The following is a 14,807-nucleotide window of genomic DNA, read 5'->3' as shown; positions in this document are numbered from 1 at the left end:
CACATGCGGGGGGGCGCCCACAAGATCATAGGATCCGAATGTCGCAGCAAACCACCATCCGCAAGCTTGCCGAACTGGTCAACACGCCGGTCGAAAAACTGCTGGAACAGCTGGCCGGTGCCGGCATGAAGTTCAGCGGTCCCGACCAGGTCGTGACCAGCTCCGAGAAGGTGAAGCTCCTGGGCTTCCTTCGTCGTTCGCACGGCAAGCCCGAGCAGGCCCCGGAAGAGACCGATCAGTCTGCGAAGAAGATCACGCTCAACCGCCGGAAGCAGCAGGAAGTGACGGTCAATTCCGGTCGCAGCAAGACGACCGTGAATGTCGAGGTGCGCCAGAAGCGTACCTACGTCAAGGATGGTGCTCGCGCCATGACCCCGGACGAAGAGCGCGCCGACATCCTGCGCAAGCTGGAAGAGTCGCGTGCCCGCAACCTTGCCGAACAGCAGGCCCTGGCCGAGAAGGATCGTCTGCGCGACGAAGCCATCGTCCGTGCCCGTGAGGAAGAGGCCGCCGCCAAGGAACGCGCCGAGGCCGAAAAGAAGGCCGCCGAGGAAGCTGCGGCTGCCGCCAAGGCGGCCGAGACGCTGGCTGCCAGCAAGCCCAAGCGTGCTCCGATCGACGAAACCGCGCCGCGCCCGCCGCGCACCCCGGCCGCAGCCCCGGCTGCGCCGCGTGGTGCACCGCCGCCGCCGCGCAACGACGACCGCAACAACCGCAGCGCGCCGCGCAACGAGCGTGGCCCGGGTGACCGTTTCGCTGGCCAGATGCACCTGTCGGCCGCCGACCGTGCGCGTCGTGGCAACAGCAACAACAGCAACACCCGGGGTCGTCCGGGCGGGCGCAACCAGGCCGGTGGCCGTCGCGACATGTCGCGCGGTGGCAACAATGCCGGCCCGCACGCCTTCGAGCGTCCGACTGCACCGGTGGTGCGTGAAGTGGCGATCGGCGACACCATCACCGTGGCCGACCTGGCGCAGAAGCTGGCGCTGAAGGGCGGCGAGGTGGTCAAGGCGCTGTTCAAGATGGGCGTGATGGCGACCATCACCCAGTCCATCGACCACGACACCGCCGCGCTGGTGACCGAAGAACTCGGCCACAAGGCGATCCGCGCCAACGACAACGACGCCGAAGACGCACTGCTGGCCTCGACCGGTGAAAACCAGGGCGAAGCCACCCAGCGTCCGCCGGTGGTCACCATCATGGGCCACGTCGACCACGGCAAGACCTCGCTGCTGGATTACATCCGCCGCACCAAGGTCGCCACCGGCGAAGCGGGTGGCATCACCCAGCACATCGGCGCTTACCACGTCGATACGCCGAAGGGCGTGATCAGCTTCCTGGACACCCCGGGCCACGCCGCCTTCACCTCGATGCGTGCGCGCGGCGCCAAGCTGACCGACATCGTGGTGCTGGTCGTGGCCGCCGATGACGGCGTCATGCCGCAGACCAAGGAAGCGATCCAGCACGCCCGTTCGGCGGGTGTGCCGCTGATCGTGGCGATCAACAAGATCGACAAGTCCGACGCGGATCCGATGCGGGTCAAGAACGAACTGCTGTCCGAGCAGGTCGTGGCCGAAGACTTCGGTGGTGACACCCAGATGGTGGAGATCTCGGCCAAGACCGGCCTGGGCATCGACGACCTGCTGGACGCCATCTCGATCCAGGCCGAACTGCTGGAACTGAAGGCGGTCGATGAAGGCCGCGCCTCGGGCGTGGTGATCGAATCGTCGCTGGACAAGGGCCGCGGCCCGGTCGCGACGGTGCTGGTGCAGCAGGGCCGCCTGAAGAAGGGCGACTACCTGGTGTGCGGCATCCAGTACGGCCGCGTGCGTGCGCTGTTCGACGAAACCGGCAAGCAGCCGGAGTTCGCCGGCCCGTCCATCCCGGTGCAGGTCCTGGGCCTGTCCGGCGTGCCGGAAGCTGGTGACGACTTCGTGGTCGTCGAGGACGAGCGCCTGGCCAAGGACGTTGCCCAGCAGCGCGAGACCAAGCGCCGTGAATCGCGCCTGGTGGCCACCGCTGGCAGCCGCATGGAAGACATCATGGCGACCCTGGGCAAGGGCGAGGGCCAGCAGGTCCTCAACCTGGTCATCAAGGCCGACGTGCAGGGTTCGGTGCAGGCGCTGAGCCAGGCACTGGTCGCGCTGTCCAACGAAGACATCCGCATCAACGTGATCCACTCCGGCGTGGGTGGCATCACCGAGTCGGACGCCAACTCGGCCGCCGCTTCGAAGGCCACCGTCATCGGCTTCAACGTGCGTGCGGACGCTTCGGCCCGTCGCATCATCGAATCCAATGGTGTCGACCTGCGTTACTTCTCGATCATCTATGACGTGATCGACCAGGTGAAGCAGGTGGCCTCCGGTCTGCTGGGCGTGGAGATCCGCGAAGAGATCATCGGTATCGCCGAGGTCCGCGACGTCTTCCGCAGCTCGAAGCTGGGTGCCGTCGCCGGCTGCATGGTCATCGAGGGTGTGGTCAAGCGCAACAAGCCGATCCGCGTGCTGCGCGACAGCGTGGTGATCTTCGAGGGCGAGCTGGAATCGCTGCGTCGCTTCAAGGAGAACGTCGAGGAAGTCCGCAACGGTACCGAATGCGGTATCGCGGTGAAGGCCTACAACGACGTCAAGCCGGGTGACCAGATCGAGTGCTTCGAACGTATCGAAGTGCCGCGCACCCTGTAATGCTGCAAGGTGGCCCGACCAACGGTCGGGCCCCACCATGTACCTGTAGCGCCCGACCGTTGGTCGGGCGACAATCGAATCAAAGGTAGTGCCCGACCGTTGGTCGGGCGACAACTGAACCAAGAGCTCCTCGTGCCCAAGACTTTCCATCGAACCGACCGTGTCTCCGCCCAGCTGCGCCGTGAACTCGGCACCCTGGTGCACAACGCCGTGCGCGAGCACGGGTTGCCCTCGGTGAGCGTGTCCGACGTGGAAATCACCCGCGACATGGCCCATGCCAAGGTGTTCGTCACCGCGCTGATGCCGGAACGTTCGGCTGAAGCCGTGGCCGGCCTGAAGGAACTGGGCTACCGCCTGCGCATGGACCTGGCCCGCGCGATGAAGCTGCGCCACGTGCCGGAGCTGCATTTCCACTACGACGACTCGGTCGACCGTGGTGAGCACATCGACAACATCCTGCGCGACCTGCCCGACACGCTGGCCGCCGAGAAGCGTCGCGAGAGCGACGAAGAATAACCGCGCGACGCCGGGCATGCCCGGCGTTGCTGCATTCCGGCTGCGCGATGTCTGATGCAGGCCGCGCTGCGGCAGCCGAGCATGGCCCGTCTCAACACTTTCCTGTCATGACCCGAATTCAGTTCCGTCGCCTGGATGGCATCCTGCTGCTCGACAAGTCGACCGGCATGAGCTCCAACGCCGCCCTGCAGGTGGCGCGCCGCCTGTTCCGCGCCGAGAAGGGCGGCCATACCGGCAGCCTCGACCCGCTGGCCACCGGCCTGCTGCCGCTGTGTTTCGGCGAGGCGACCAAGATCGCCGGCCTGCTGCTGGGTTCGGCCAAGGCCTACGACGCCGAGATCGTGCTCGGCCAGACCACCGATACCGACGATGCCGAAGGCCAGGTACTGCTGCAGCGCCCGGTGCCGGCGATCAGTGCCCAGGCCCTGCAGGCTGCGCTGGCGCCGCTGACCGGCACCATCCGCCAGCGTGCCCCGATCTATTCGGCGCTGAAGCAGGGCGGTGAACCGCTGTATGTGAAGGCCCGCCGCGGTGACGTCATCGAAGCGCCCGAACGCGAGGTGCAGGTACACGCCATCGAGGTGCTGGAGCAGCAGCCGGAACGGCTGCGGCTGCGCGTGACCTGTGGTTCCGGCACCTATATCCGCAGCCTGGCCCGCGACCTCGGCGAACGCCTGGGCTGTGGCGCCCACATCAGCGCGCTGCGCCGGCTCTGGGTCGAGCCGTTCCGCGAGCCTGCCATGGTCACCCTGGACCAGCTGCGGGCGATGGTCGAGGCCGGTGACGAGGCTGGCATGGACGCGTTGCTGCTGCCGCTGGCGGCCGGCCTGGCTGAATACCCGAGGGTCGACCTGGACGCCGACCAGGCCCACCGGTTCTGCGTGGGCCAGCGCCAGCGCGACCTGTCCTGGCCGCGCGGCCTGGTGGCCGTGTTCGGTCCGGACGATGCTGTCCAGGGCCTGGGCCAGGTCGACGAGAGTGGCCTGCTGGCCCCGCAGCGCCGTTTCAACCTCTGACCGGGGCCTGCCGGTTCAGCCCCGGTCCTTGTCCCGGACGCCCCCGGCCGTTACAATTTCGCGGCCGTTTTCCGGCAACCTGCCTCGCGCAGGTTTCATCCTCGTAGTCCACGGCGAGCCTGGCGGTGCGCGAAGCGCGTTCCTGCCGGCCACGCATCACAGAGAAAAAAGAAATGTCGATCGACACCCAGAAGGTCATTGAAGACAACAAGCGCAGCGCGGCTGACACCGGCTCCCCGGAAGTCCAGGTTGCACTGCTGACCGCCCGCATCGAACTGCTGACCGGCCACTTCAAGACCCACAAGAAGGACCACCACAGCCGCCGCGGCCTGCTGCAGATGGTCAACCGCCGTCGCAGCCTGCTCGACTACCTGAAGAAGAAGGACGTCGAGCGCTACAAGGCCCTGATCGAGAAGCTTGGCCTGCGTCGCTAAGCAACGAATCCCCCGCGGCGCAGCGATGCGCCGCGGTTTTGTTTTGTAGTACCGCAATCCCCGATTCAGGCCGGAACGATCCGGCCACCCGCTGGCGGCAAGGGTCGCCGACGGTCCAAATTCGCAGACAGCATCCCCAAGGACACCCTCCGTGGCAAAAATCACCAAAACCTTCCAGTACGGCAAGCACACCGTCACGCTTGAGACCGGCGAAGTCGCCCGTCAGGCCAGCGGCGCCGTCATCGTCAAGATGGACGACACCGTACTGCTGGTCACCGCCGTCGCCGCCAAGAGCGCGCGCGAAGGCCAGGACTTCTTCCCGCTGACCGTCGATTATCAGGAAAAGTTCTACGCCGGCGGCCGTATCCCGGGTGGTTTCTTCAAGCGCGAAGGCCGTGCGACCGAGAAGGAAACCCTGATCTCGCGTCTGATCGACCGTCCGATCCGCCCGCTGTTCCCGGAAGACTACAAGAACGAAGTGCAGATCATCGCCACGGTGATGTCGCTGAACCCGGACGTGGACGGTGACATCCCGGCCCTGATCGGTGCTTCGGCTGCCCTGGCCCTGGCTGGCACCCCGTTCATGGGTCCGATCGGCGCGGCCAAGGTCGGTTACAAGAACGGCGAGTACATCCTGAACCCGACCGTCAGCGAACTGGCTGACTCGCAGCTGGAGCTGGTCGTCGCCGGTACCTCCAACGCCGTGCTGATGGTTGAATCCGAAGCCGCGCTGCTGTCCGAAGAAGTGATGCTGGGCGCCGTGACCTTCGGTCACCGCGAAATGCAGAAGGTCATCAACGCGATCAACGAGCTGGCCGTCGAAGCCGGCACCAAGCCGTCGACCTGGGAAGCCCCGGCCAAGAACGAAGCGCTGATCTCCGCCCTGAAGGAAGCCATCGGCCCGCGCCTGGGCGAAGCCTTCCAGGTGCGTGACAAGCTGCAGCGCCGCGACGCCATCTCGGCGATCAAGAAGGACGTGTTCGAAGCCCTGGCTGGTCGCGTGGCCGCTGAAGGCTGGAACCCGGCCGAGCTGTCGAAGGAATTCAGCGAGCTGGAATACCGCACCATGCGTGACTCGGTGCTGGACACCAAGGTCCGTATCGACGGCCGTGCGCTGGACACCGTCCGCCCGATCACCGTGAAGACCGGCGTGCTGCCGCGTACCCACGGTTCCTCGCTGTTCACCCGTGGCGAAACCCAGGCCATCGTGACCATCACCCTGGGCACCGCCCGTGACGGCCAGGTCATTGACGCCGTTGCCGGTGAGTACAAGGAAAACTTCCTGTTCCACTACAACTTCCCTCCGTTCTCGGTGGGTGAGTGCGGCCGCATGATGGGCCCGAAGCGCCGCGAAATCGGCCACGGTCGCCTGGCCAAGCGCGGCGTGCTGGCTGTCATGCCGTCGCTGGAGTCCTTCCCGTACACCATCCGCGTCGTCTCGGAAATCACCGAGTCGAACGGTTCCTCGTCGATGGCATCGGTCTGCGGCTCGTCGCTGGCCCTGATGGACGCCGGCGTGCCGGTGAAGGCGCCGGTGGCCGGTATCGCCATGGGCCTGGTCAAGGAAGGCGAGCGCTTCGTCGTCCTGTCCGACATCCTGGGTGACGAAGATCACCTGGGCGACATGGACTTCAAGGTGGCCGGTACCGCTGAGGGCATTTCCGCCCTGCAGATGGACATCAAGATCGAAGGCATCACCGAAGAGATCATGAAGCAGGCTCTGCAGCAGGCCAAGGCTGGTCGTCTGCACATCCTGGGCGAAATGGCCCACGGCCTGACCGCTCCGCGTGAAGAGCTGTCGGACTACGCGCCGCGCCTGCTGACCATCAAGATCCACCCGGACAAGATCCGCGAAGTGATCGGCAAGGGTGGCTCGACCATCCAGGCCATCACCAAGGAAACCGGCACCCAGATCGACATCCAGGATGACGGCACCATCGTCATCGCTTCGGTCAATGCCATCGCTGCCCAGGCCGCCAAGGCCCGCATCGAGCAGATCACCTCGGACGTCGAGCCGGGCCGCATCTACGAAGGCAAGGTCGCCAAGATCATGGACTTCGGTGCGTTCGTCACGATCCTGCCGGGCAAGGACGGTCTGGTCCACGTGTCGCAGATCTCCAGCGATCGCGTCGAGAAGGTCGGCGACGTGCTGAAGGAAGGCGATGTGGTCAAGGTCAAGGTGCTGGAAGTCGACAAGCAGGGCCGTATCCGCCTGTCGATGAAGGCCGTGGAAGAAGGCGACGCCGTCAGCGCCGAATAATCGGTACTGCTGATTGTGCGGTGGGTGAGGACCGTCGGTCCTCACGCTTTCGCAAATGAAAAAGCGGGCTTCGGCCCGCTTTTTCTTTGCCTTGATGTCATGCAGTGCCGCTCATCCAGGTCGCTGCATGTCCTGCTGCAGTGCGTGAGCGCCGCCACGTGGCCATCGTTCTGTCACGGTTGCGCGGATCACGCCTGTCCACGGGACGACATGCCGCGACAACCGTCCCGCAGCCACATCGGTTTGCTAACGTGGCGGCGCCTTCGAACCGGGAGATCCCATGTTCCGCCAGACCGTGGCCGTCCTTGCCGTGCTGATTGCCGGTGCCGTGCCCATCGCTGCGCGCGCCGCGCCGGCGCCGCCGCCGATCTTCGGTGCCTACTACCCCGGCGGCTCGGCCGAGCGCTATCCGGTGTCGAGCATTCCCGCCGAGCGCCTGACCCATCTGTTCTATGCGTTCTCCACCATCGAGGACGGCCGCTGCGCGGTCGGCGCGGAAGCGCCGAAGAACTTCGCCGCGCTGGCCGAGCTCAAGAAGGCGCATCCGCACCTGCGCACGCTGATTTCGATCGGTGGCTGGGGTGCGGGTGGGTTCTCCGATGCGGCGTTGACCGAGGCCAGCCGCAAGCGCCTGGTGGACTCATGCATGGCACTGTTCTTCGATCACCATGCCGGCAGCTTCGATGGCGTGGATATCGACTGGGAGTTCCCGGTCAGTGGCGGGCCGAAGGAGCTGGCGCATCGCCCGCAGGATCGCGCCAACCTGACCAGGCTCGCGCAGGCGTTCCGCGTGGCACTCGACGCGCACGGGCGCAAGGTGGGGCAGCCAATGCTGCTGAGCGCCGCGCTGGCCGCCGGTCGCCTGCAGACCGATGGCCCCTATGATCCGGCGGCGAGCTACGACCTGCCGGCGCTGGCCAAGGTGTTCGATTTCATCAACCTGATGAGCTATGACATGGGCACCGGCTTCTCATCGGTGTCGACCTTCAATGCGCCCCTGCATGAAGTGCCGGCCGATCCGCTGGCGCCGGAGCTGCGGCGCTGGAACAACGTGGCCGGCGCGGTGCAGTACTACCGCGAGCACGGTGTGCCGGCCGACAAGCTGGTGCTGGGCGTGCCGTTCTATGGGCGCGGCTTCAAGGTCACCGGCGATGCGCCGGATGGCCTGTATCAGCCCTACAGCGCACCGGCCGACGCCGGCGACTGGCGGGTGATCAAGGCGCGCTATCTCGACCAGCCGGGTTGGGTGAAGCACTGGCAGCCGCAGGCGCAGAGCCCGTGGCTGTACAACGCCGTGCAGAAGATCTTCATCAGCTATGAAGACCCGCGCTCGATCGGCCTGCGTGCCCGGTTCGCCCGCGAGCAGGGCCTGGCCGGGGTGTTCATGTGGGAGCTGACCGGCGACGACGAGCAGGCCAGCCTGCTCAACGCGATGCTCGGCCCTTGGCAGAAGGCGCGCATCGGCGATTGAGTCACTGGTGGCGCCGGGCCATGCCCGGCGCCAGGCGGCAACGCCATCGGCCCGACACCGCACATTGCGACGACGCCGGCGGCGCTACGCTTTGGGCATGATCCATCTCGAACGCCTGGACCACCTGGTCCTCACCGTCGCCGACATCGAACGCAGCTGTGACTTCTACCAGCGCGTGCTCGGCATGCAGGTCGTGCGCTTCGGCGCTGGCCGTACCGCGCTGCAGTTCGGCCAGCAGAAGATCAACCTGCATCCGGCCAGCGCGCCACTGCAGCCGCATGCGCTGCGACCCACGCCGGGCAGTGCCGATCTGTGCCTGGTCACGCATACGGCAATGGTCGATGTGCTGGCGCACCTGCAGGCGCAGGCCATCGCGGTGGAGGAGGGGCCGGCCACACGTACCGGTGCGCTGGGACCGATCGAATCGGTGTACTTCCGCGACCCGGATGGCAACCTGATCGAAGTGAGTCGTTACCCGGGCGAAGAACACCCGCAGCGGTAGCGCCGGGCCATGCCCGGTGAAGGCTTAGTTGGCCCAGACGCTGTTGGGGTCGCCGTTGCGGGCGCGGCGCTGGCTGGCGACGGCCAGGCGAGCGAAGCCGAAGGCCATGGCCAGCGCGATGGCATCGACCCAGAACAGCGGCCAATGGCCACGCGCGGCGGCGCGCCACAGCCAGTCACCATTGAGTGCGCCGTGCAGGACCGGCACCAGTGCAGTGCTGAGCGCTGCGGCCCACAGCAGCTCGCGCGCCGCCTGCGCGGGGCGGCGCAGTGCGGCCCACAGCGCACAGGCTGCCCAGCTGCCGAAGCAGGCCCAGCGGATGCCATGGTCGACCGCCGACGGTGCCGACCGCTCCAGCACCAGCGCGGTGATGAAAGCGACCGAGATCGCCACGCACAGGCCGATGCACACGCCAACCGTGGCCCGTGCCATGTTCACCCCGGCACGCGGCTGTTGCGGCTGGCGACGCTTGCGCCGCGACTCGATCCACAACAGGTTGCCGGAGTAGAACAGGAACGCACCGCCGAGGCCGAGCAGGAAGTACAGCCAGACCACCACGCCGTTGCCGAACTCGCCGAAGTGCAGGGCATAGGCGGCGCTGAGCGTGGCGTGGTTGGCATCGCGCTGGCCCGGCAGCTGGGAGGCCAGGACGTTGCCGGTGGCCACGTCCAGGGCCACCGAACCGAGCGGCCCGAGTGTGCCGGTGGATTCGCCCGTGATCTCGATCGTGGCGCTGGCATCGCCGGCGTTGGCCAGCTTCAGGTAGGCCGGCTCGAAGTTGGCCACGCCCTGTGCGCGGGCTACTTCAAGCGCGCGCGCATGCAGCAGGCGCAGGCTGCCCGGCGGTGCCGGGATGCCACTGGCGTCGCGCACCGGCGCGGTGTCCATTGCAGTCGGTACCGCCTGCAGGGCCTTGCCGTCGTAGATCAGTGGATTGAGCAGGGCCATCTGCACGAACACCAGGCACAGCAGGGCGCCCGTGACCGCGAACATCAGGTGGAAGGGCAGGCTGAGCACGCCGATCACGTTGTGCGCGTCCTGCCACAGTTGTTTCAGGTTGCGGCCCGGACGCAGCGCGAACAGGTCGCCGAACAGCTTCGGCAGGTGGATCACCAGGCCGCTCAGCAGCGCCATGCCATACAGCAGGCTGACGATGCCCATCACGTAGATGCCGGCCACCGGCAGTCCGAGGCTGTAATGCAGTTCGTTGACCAGTTCGGCCAGCCCGGTCTGTGGCGGCGTCGGGCTGCTGGCGATCTGGCCCGGCCAGGCATAGCGCCAGCTGCCGTCGTCGGCCTGCCAGTAGGCTAGGGGTTGCGGATGTTCGGCGCCGGGGAACGTCATGCCGACGTGGCGGCGGGCTTCCGGGTGTGCCGCCAGCACGTCTTCCAGCAGGTACTGCGCATCGTCCAGGCCCGCCGGCAACGCGGTGGCTGCACCGGGCGTCTGCCACAGCGGCAGGTCGTGGTGGAACAGGGTCAGCGCACCCGCGTAGAAGGCCACGAACAGGCCGAAGCCGGCAACCAGGCCGACCCAGGTGTGCAGGGTGGTGAACGTACGCAGGGTCTGCGAGCTGAACTTCATGGGGGGAGTCTCATTGCACCGCACCGGTCAGGCGCAGCAGCGTCAGCACGGCGAAGCCGGCCGTAGCGCTGCCGGCCAGTGTCACCCAGGCGCGCAGCGCGCTGCGGAAGCTGAACGCCCACAGGGCAGCCAGCATCCACAGCGGGATGAACGTGATCAGGCTGGGCACCAGCGCGTTCTGCCAGGGGCCCGGCGGCAACCACGTCACCAGCCCGGTCGCGGCGGCGGCCAGCAAGAAGCCGGCCACGATGCCGGCGAAGGCGCGCGGCCACATCAGGGCGACTCCGTGCCCGGGCGATGCCAGGCGGCCAGTGCCGGCAGCAGCATCGCGGCCAGCATCCAGGTGCACAGCATCGCCACCAGGCCCGCGGCAAAGCCGAGTTCGGCCATCCACAGCCACAATGCGGCAGCCGCGGCGACCAGGCCGATCTGGCGGCCGAGGCGGCCGGCGCGGCGCAGGCGGGGCCAGCGGCAGTGCGGCGAGGCGGCATAGAAGGCCAGTGCCGAGAACATCGCTGCCAGCATGCCCAGGCTGCAGAAGCCCAGCGTGGAAAGGCCGACGGTGATCATTGCGGGCGGCCGCCATGGCAGCGGGCCAGCGAACGCGGGGCACGGGCGGGGCCGGCGGGAGCCGGTCGGAGCGGGTGGCGCATCACGAGGTCCTGGGGGGAAGCGGGCAGGCTGGCACGGGGCGGGCTGCGCGGACATGGTAATCATTGCGTTTTCACGCCGCCAGCGAGGGCCATTCAGCGGACCGTACGGTAGGCCTTGGGCTTTCCGGTGTGCTGGTTTAAGATCGTCGCAGAACCCTGACTGGAACAAGGTGGCCCGCGCCCAGCGCCGGCCGAGCGTGCGACATGAGCACTACCACCGCCCACTGTTGACCTGCCCCCGAAGGCCCTGTGTTCCAGGCGCCCTCGCGGCGCTTTTTTATTGCCCGGGCAATGGCCCGGGAACGCTTTCCAGCCCGCCCAGCGGGCCCCGCACGAAGCCAATGCGATGATCAACATTACCCTTCCCGACGGCAGCCGCCGCGAGTTCGAAAACCCCGTCAGCGTCATGGACGTCGCCCAGTCGATCGGTGCCGGCCTGGCCAAGGCCACCATCGCCGGTTCGGTCGATGGCGTGCTGGTCGATGCCAGTGACGTCATCGACCACGATGCCAGCCTGCGCATTATCACCGCCAAGGACGAGGAGGGCGTGGAGATCATCCGCCACTCCTGCGCCCATCTGGTCGGCCACGCCGTCAAGCAGCTGTACCCGGACGTGAAGATGGTGATCGGCCCGGTGATCGCCGAGGGCTTCTATTACGACATCTATTCCGAGCGCCCGTTCACCCCGGACGACATGGCCGCGATCGAGAAGCGCATGGGTGAGCTGATCGCCCAGGATTACGACGTCATCAAGAAGATGACGCCGCGCGCCGAAGTGATCGAGATCTTCAAGGCCCGTGGCGAGGACTACAAGCTGCGCCTGATCGAGGACATGTCCGACGACATCCAGGCGATGGGCATGTACTACCACCAGGAATACGTGGACATGTGCCGCGGCCCGCACGTGCCGAACACGCGCTTCCTGAAGGCCTTCAAGCTGACCCGCATCTCCGGCGCCTACTGGCGCGGCGATGCGCAGAACGAACAGCTGCAGCGCATCTACGGCACCGCCTGGGCCGACAAGAAGCAGCTCGAGGCGTACATCAAGCGCATCGAGGAAGCCGAGATGCGCGACCACCGCCGCATCGGCAAGCAGCAGGACCTGTTCCACCTGCAGGAAGAGGCGCCGGGCCTGGTGTTCTGGCACCCGAAGGGCTGGGCGTTGTGGCAGGTGGTCGAGCAGTACATGCGCAAGGTCTACCGCAGCAGCGGCTACGGCGAAGTGCGCTGCCCGCAGATCCTGGACGTGAGCCTGTGGAAGAAGTCCGGCCACTGGGACAACTACCAGGACAACATGTTCTTCACCGAGTCGGAGAAGCGCACCTACGCGGTCAAGCCGATGAACTGCCCGGGCCACATCCAGGTGTTCAACCAGGGCCTGCACAGCTACCGCGACCTGCCGATCCGCTACGGTGAGTTCGGTTCCTGCCACCGCAACGAGCCGTCCGGCGCGCTGCACGGCATCCTGCGCGTGCGTGGTTTCACCCAGGACGACGGCCATGTGTTCTGCACCGAGAGCCAGATCGAATCGGAAGTGACCGCGTTCCACCAGCAGGCGCTGGCGGTCTACCAGCACTTCGGCTTCGACGAGATCCAGATCAAGATCGCGCTGCGTCCGGAATCGCGCCTGGGCGACGACGCCACCTGGGACAAGGCCGAGGGCGCACTGCGTTCGGCGCTGTCCGCCTGTGGCGTGGAATGGCAGGAGCTGCCGGGCGAGGGCGCCTTCTACGGCCCGAAGATCGAGTACCACCTGAAGGATGCCATCGGCCGTACCTGGCAGCTGGGCACCATGCAGGTCGACTTCATGATGCCGGGCCGCCTGGGCGCCGAGTACGTGGATGAGAACAGCCAGAAGAAGCATCCGGTCATGCTGCACCGCGCCATCGTCGGCTCGATGGAGCGCTTCCTGGGCATCCTGATCGAGCACCACGCCGGCCAGTTCCCGGCCTGGCTGGCGCCGACCCAGGTGGTGGTGGCCAACATCACCGACGCCCAGGCCGACTACGTCTCGGGCGTGACCAAAACCCTTGCGGAGCAAGGCTTCCGCGTCAGCTCGGATTTGCGTAACGAGAAGATCGGCTATAAAATCCGCGAGCATACGTTGCAGCGCGTGCCCTACCTGCTGGTCATTGGTGACCGCGAGAAGGAAAATGGGGCTGTGGCGGTGCGTACGCGTTCTGGCGAAGACCTGGGCAGCATGAGCCTGCAGGCCTTCATCGAGCGGCTCCAGGCCGAGGGCGCGTAAGCAAAGGTCCGGTCCGGGGGCACAGGCACCCGGACCGGTTCGATACCCTTGGGAGAACGTAATATCAGCACCCCTGACAACAAACAGAACCGCAAGAATCAGGAAATCCGTGTGCCGCGCGTCCGCGTGATCGGCAGTGACGGAGAAATGATCGGCGTGTTGTCGCGCGACGAAGCGCTGTCCATGGCCGAAGATGAAGGCCTGGACCTGGTCGAAATCCAGCCGCAGGCCGATCCGCCGGTCTGCAAGATCATGGACTTCGGCAAGTTCAAGTTCGAAGCGCAGAAGAAGGCCAGCGAGGCCAAGAAGAAGACCAAGCAGGTCGAGATCAAGGAAGTGAAGTTCCGTCCGGTCACGGACGAGGGCGACTACCAGATCAAGCTGCGCAAGATGCGCGGGTTCCTTGAAGAAGGCGACAAGATCAAGGTCAACATCCGTTTCCGTGGCCGTGAAATGAGCCACCAGGAACTGGGTCGCGAAATGGCCAACCGGATCGAGACCGATCTGGGCGAGGACATCGTCATTGAATCCCGTCCGCGCCTGGAAGGGCGTCAGATGGTCATGATGATCGCGCCGAAGAAGAAGACCTGAGGCCTGACGGGCCGCCTTCCGGGGCGCCTGGCTGAATGGTTCAGGGTAAGGGGACGCCACTGGCGTCCCTTTGCTTTTGCAGGATGCCGGTGATATGCCGGCGCAAGGGGTGCTGGGGCTGGTGGCAGGGCGGTTTTGCCTGTATCATGCCCGGCTCGACCCACCCAGGACGGGTCGTACGCCGATCATGGCAGGACGGAAAGAGCGGCCCAGGCCGCCGCCAGATCAGTCAGAAACCAGGGTCAAATCCCATCAAGGACATTGCAATGCCCAAGATCAAGACCAACCGGGCAGCGGCCAAGCGTTTCCGCAAGACCGCCTCGGGCAAGTACAAGTGCGGCCACGCCAACCGTAGCCACATCCTCACGAAGAAAGCGACCAAGCGTAAGCGTAATCTGCGTCAGACGGGCCATGTCCGTGCAGAAGACGCAGGCCGTCTGGACCGCATGCTCCCTTACCTCTGAGGAACTGAAAAATGGCACGAGTTAAGCGTGGCGTACAGGCGCGTCGCCGCCACAAGAAGATTCTGGATCTCGCCAAGGGCTATTACAACGCCCGCCGCAAGGTCTTCCGCGTCGCCAAGCAGGCGGTCATCAAGGCACAGCAGTACGCCTACATCGGCCGTAAGCAGAAGAAGCGCAACTTCCGTTCGCTGTGGATCACCCGTATCAATGCGGCTGCCCGCATCAACGGCCTGAGCTACAGCCGCTTCATGAACGGTCTGCTGAAGGCCGGCATCACCCTGGACCGCAAGGTCCTGGCTGACATCGCCGTGCACGACGCAGCCGGTTTTGCTGCGCTGGCCGAAAAGGCCAAGGGCGCGCTGGCGGCATAAGTCCTTCCCGATG

The 14,807-nt window shown here is 66.1% G+C and carries 14 protein-coding genes; 11 read left to right on the top strand and 3 right to left on the bottom strand.

The features are described 5' to 3' along the window. The first annotated feature begins 38 nt into the window (after positions 1 to 38). The 7 genes from infB (at position 39) to AC5P7F_RS02055 (ending at position 8,883) form a co-directional block, all read left to right on the top strand. A complete protein-coding gene (gene infB / locus AC5P7F_RS02085) occupies positions 39 to 2,684 on the top strand; it encodes a translation initiation factor IF-2 (RefSeq protein ID WP_014647858.1) in 2,646 nt (881 codons plus the stop codon). A gap of 132 nt (positions 2,685 to 2,816) precedes the next feature. Further along, complete coding sequence (gene rbfA / locus AC5P7F_RS02080) at positions 2,817 to 3,200, top strand: 30S ribosome-binding factor RbfA (RefSeq protein ID WP_005410447.1); 384 nt, start codon at positions 2,817 to 2,819, stop codon at positions 3,198 to 3,200. Positions 3,201 to 3,307: 107 nt separating this feature from the next. Next, positions 3,308 to 4,216 (top strand): tRNA pseudouridine(55) synthase TruB, encoded by a 909-nt coding sequence (truB, locus tag AC5P7F_RS02075; RefSeq protein WP_014647857.1) that lies wholly within the window; start codon positions 3,308 to 3,310, stop codon positions 4,214 to 4,216. Positions 4,217 to 4,389: 173 nt separating this feature from the next. After that, the gene (gene rpsO / locus AC5P7F_RS02070; RefSeq protein ID WP_005417886.1) at positions 4,390 to 4,650 is read left to right on the top strand and encodes a 30S ribosomal protein S15; all 261 of its coding nucleotides are present in this window, start codon (positions 4,390 to 4,392) and stop codon (positions 4,648 to 4,650) included. A gap of 151 nt (positions 4,651 to 4,801) precedes the next feature. Further along, entirely contained in the window at positions 4,802 to 6,910 is a 2,109-nt protein-coding gene (gene pnp, locus AC5P7F_RS02065; protein WP_164077543.1) for a polyribonucleotide nucleotidyltransferase, read from the top strand. Between the two features lie 280 nt (positions 6,911 to 7,190). Continuing rightward, the gene (locus AC5P7F_RS02060) at positions 7,191 to 8,381 is read left to right on the top strand and encodes a glycoside hydrolase family 18 protein (protein ID WP_049405013.1); all 1,191 of its coding nucleotides are present in this window, start codon (positions 7,191 to 7,193) and stop codon (positions 8,379 to 8,381) included. A gap of 97 nt (positions 8,382 to 8,478) precedes the next feature. After that, positions 8,479 to 8,883 carry a VOC family protein gene (locus AC5P7F_RS02055; protein WP_041863657.1) on the top strand — a complete coding sequence of 135 codons (405 nt, stop codon included), beginning with the start codon at positions 8,479 to 8,481 and terminating at the stop codon, positions 8,881 to 8,883. A 24-nt stretch (positions 8,884 to 8,907) separates the two neighbouring features. Here AC5P7F_RS02055 and AC5P7F_RS02050 read toward each other — a convergent pair whose 3' ends face one another. Genes AC5P7F_RS02050 through AC5P7F_RS02040 form a run of 3 tightly spaced genes read right to left on the bottom strand, consistent with a single transcriptional unit; the run spans position 8,908 to position 11,037 of the window. Continuing rightward, on the bottom strand, positions 8,908 to 10,467 hold the full coding sequence (locus tag AC5P7F_RS02050) for a PepSY domain-containing protein (protein ID WP_164077544.1): 1,560 nt from the start codon (positions 10,465 to 10,467) through the stop codon (positions 8,908 to 8,910). A 10-nt stretch (positions 10,468 to 10,477) separates the two neighbouring features. Beyond that, positions 10,478 to 10,741, bottom strand: a complete 264-nt coding sequence (locus tag AC5P7F_RS02045; RefSeq protein ID WP_046431798.1) for a hypothetical protein — start codon at positions 10,739 to 10,741, stop codon at positions 10,478 to 10,480. Further along, positions 10,741 to 11,037, bottom strand: a complete 297-nt coding sequence (locus tag AC5P7F_RS02040) for a hypothetical protein (RefSeq protein ID WP_005410439.1) — start codon at positions 11,035 to 11,037, stop codon at positions 10,741 to 10,743. Before AC5P7F_RS02040 ends, AC5P7F_RS02045 begins: the two co-directional genes overlap by 1 nt. Positions 11,038 to 11,466: 429 nt before the next feature. Between AC5P7F_RS02040 and thrS the strand changes: the two genes are divergently transcribed. The 4 genes from thrS to rplT all read left to right on the top strand — a co-directional run bounded on the left by thrS (position 11,467) and on the right by rplT (position 14,794). Then, a complete protein-coding gene (gene thrS / locus AC5P7F_RS02035; protein WP_032957627.1) occupies positions 11,467 to 13,368 on the top strand; it encodes a threonine--tRNA ligase in 1,902 nt (633 codons plus the stop codon). Between the two features lie 48 nt (positions 13,369 to 13,416). Beyond that, the gene (gene infC / locus AC5P7F_RS02030) at positions 13,417 to 13,959 is read left to right on the top strand and encodes a translation initiation factor IF-3 (protein WP_079222586.1); all 543 of its coding nucleotides are present in this window, start codon (positions 13,417 to 13,419) and stop codon (positions 13,957 to 13,959) included. A 266-nt stretch (positions 13,960 to 14,225) separates the two neighbouring features. After that, positions 14,226 to 14,423 (top strand): 50S ribosomal protein L35, encoded by a 198-nt coding sequence (gene rpmI, locus AC5P7F_RS02025; protein ID WP_005410436.1) that lies wholly within the window; start codon positions 14,226 to 14,228, stop codon positions 14,421 to 14,423. An 11-nt stretch (positions 14,424 to 14,434) separates the two neighbouring features. Continuing rightward, entirely contained in the window at positions 14,435 to 14,794 is a 360-nt protein-coding gene (gene rplT / locus AC5P7F_RS02020; protein ID WP_005410435.1) for a 50S ribosomal protein L20, read from the top strand. Positions 14,795 to 14,807 lie beyond the last annotated feature (13 nt).

The organism is Stenotrophomonas sp. YJH_SMC_105-26 (assembly GCF_059368915.1).
This window is presented reverse-complemented; position numbering and strand designations above follow the sequence as displayed.

Coding starts and splice junctions, on each gene's coding strand:
- thrS (WP_032957627.1), top strand. CDS start 11,467: ATGATCAACATTACCCTTCCCGACGGCAGCCGCCGCGAGTTCGAAAAC.
- AC5P7F_RS02045 (WP_046431798.1), bottom strand. CDS start 10,741: ATGTGGCCGCGCGCCTTCGCCGGCATCGTGGCCGGCTTCTTGCTGGCC.
- AC5P7F_RS02040 (WP_005410439.1), bottom strand. CDS start 11,037: ATGATCACCGTCGGCCTTTCCACGCTGGGCTTCTGCAGCCTGGGCATG.
- rpsO (WP_005417886.1), top strand. CDS start 4,390: ATGTCGATCGACACCCAGAAGGTCATTGAAGACAACAAGCGCAGCGCG.
- rpmI (WP_005410436.1), top strand. CDS start 14,226: ATGCCCAAGATCAAGACCAACCGGGCAGCGGCCAAGCGTTTCCGCAAG.
- rplT (WP_005410435.1), top strand. CDS start 14,435: ATGGCACGAGTTAAGCGTGGCGTACAGGCGCGTCGCCGCCACAAGAAG.
- AC5P7F_RS02060 (WP_049405013.1), top strand. CDS start 7,191: ATGTTCCGCCAGACCGTGGCCGTCCTTGCCGTGCTGATTGCCGGTGCC.
- truB (WP_014647857.1), top strand. CDS start 3,308: ATGACCCGAATTCAGTTCCGTCGCCTGGATGGCATCCTGCTGCTCGAC.
- AC5P7F_RS02050 (WP_164077544.1), bottom strand. CDS start 10,467: ATGAAGTTCAGCTCGCAGACCCTGCGTACGTTCACCACCCTGCACACC.
- infB (WP_014647858.1), top strand. CDS start 39: ATGTCGCAGCAAACCACCATCCGCAAGCTTGCCGAACTGGTCAACACG.
- AC5P7F_RS02055 (WP_041863657.1), top strand. CDS start 8,479: ATGATCCATCTCGAACGCCTGGACCACCTGGTCCTCACCGTCGCCGAC.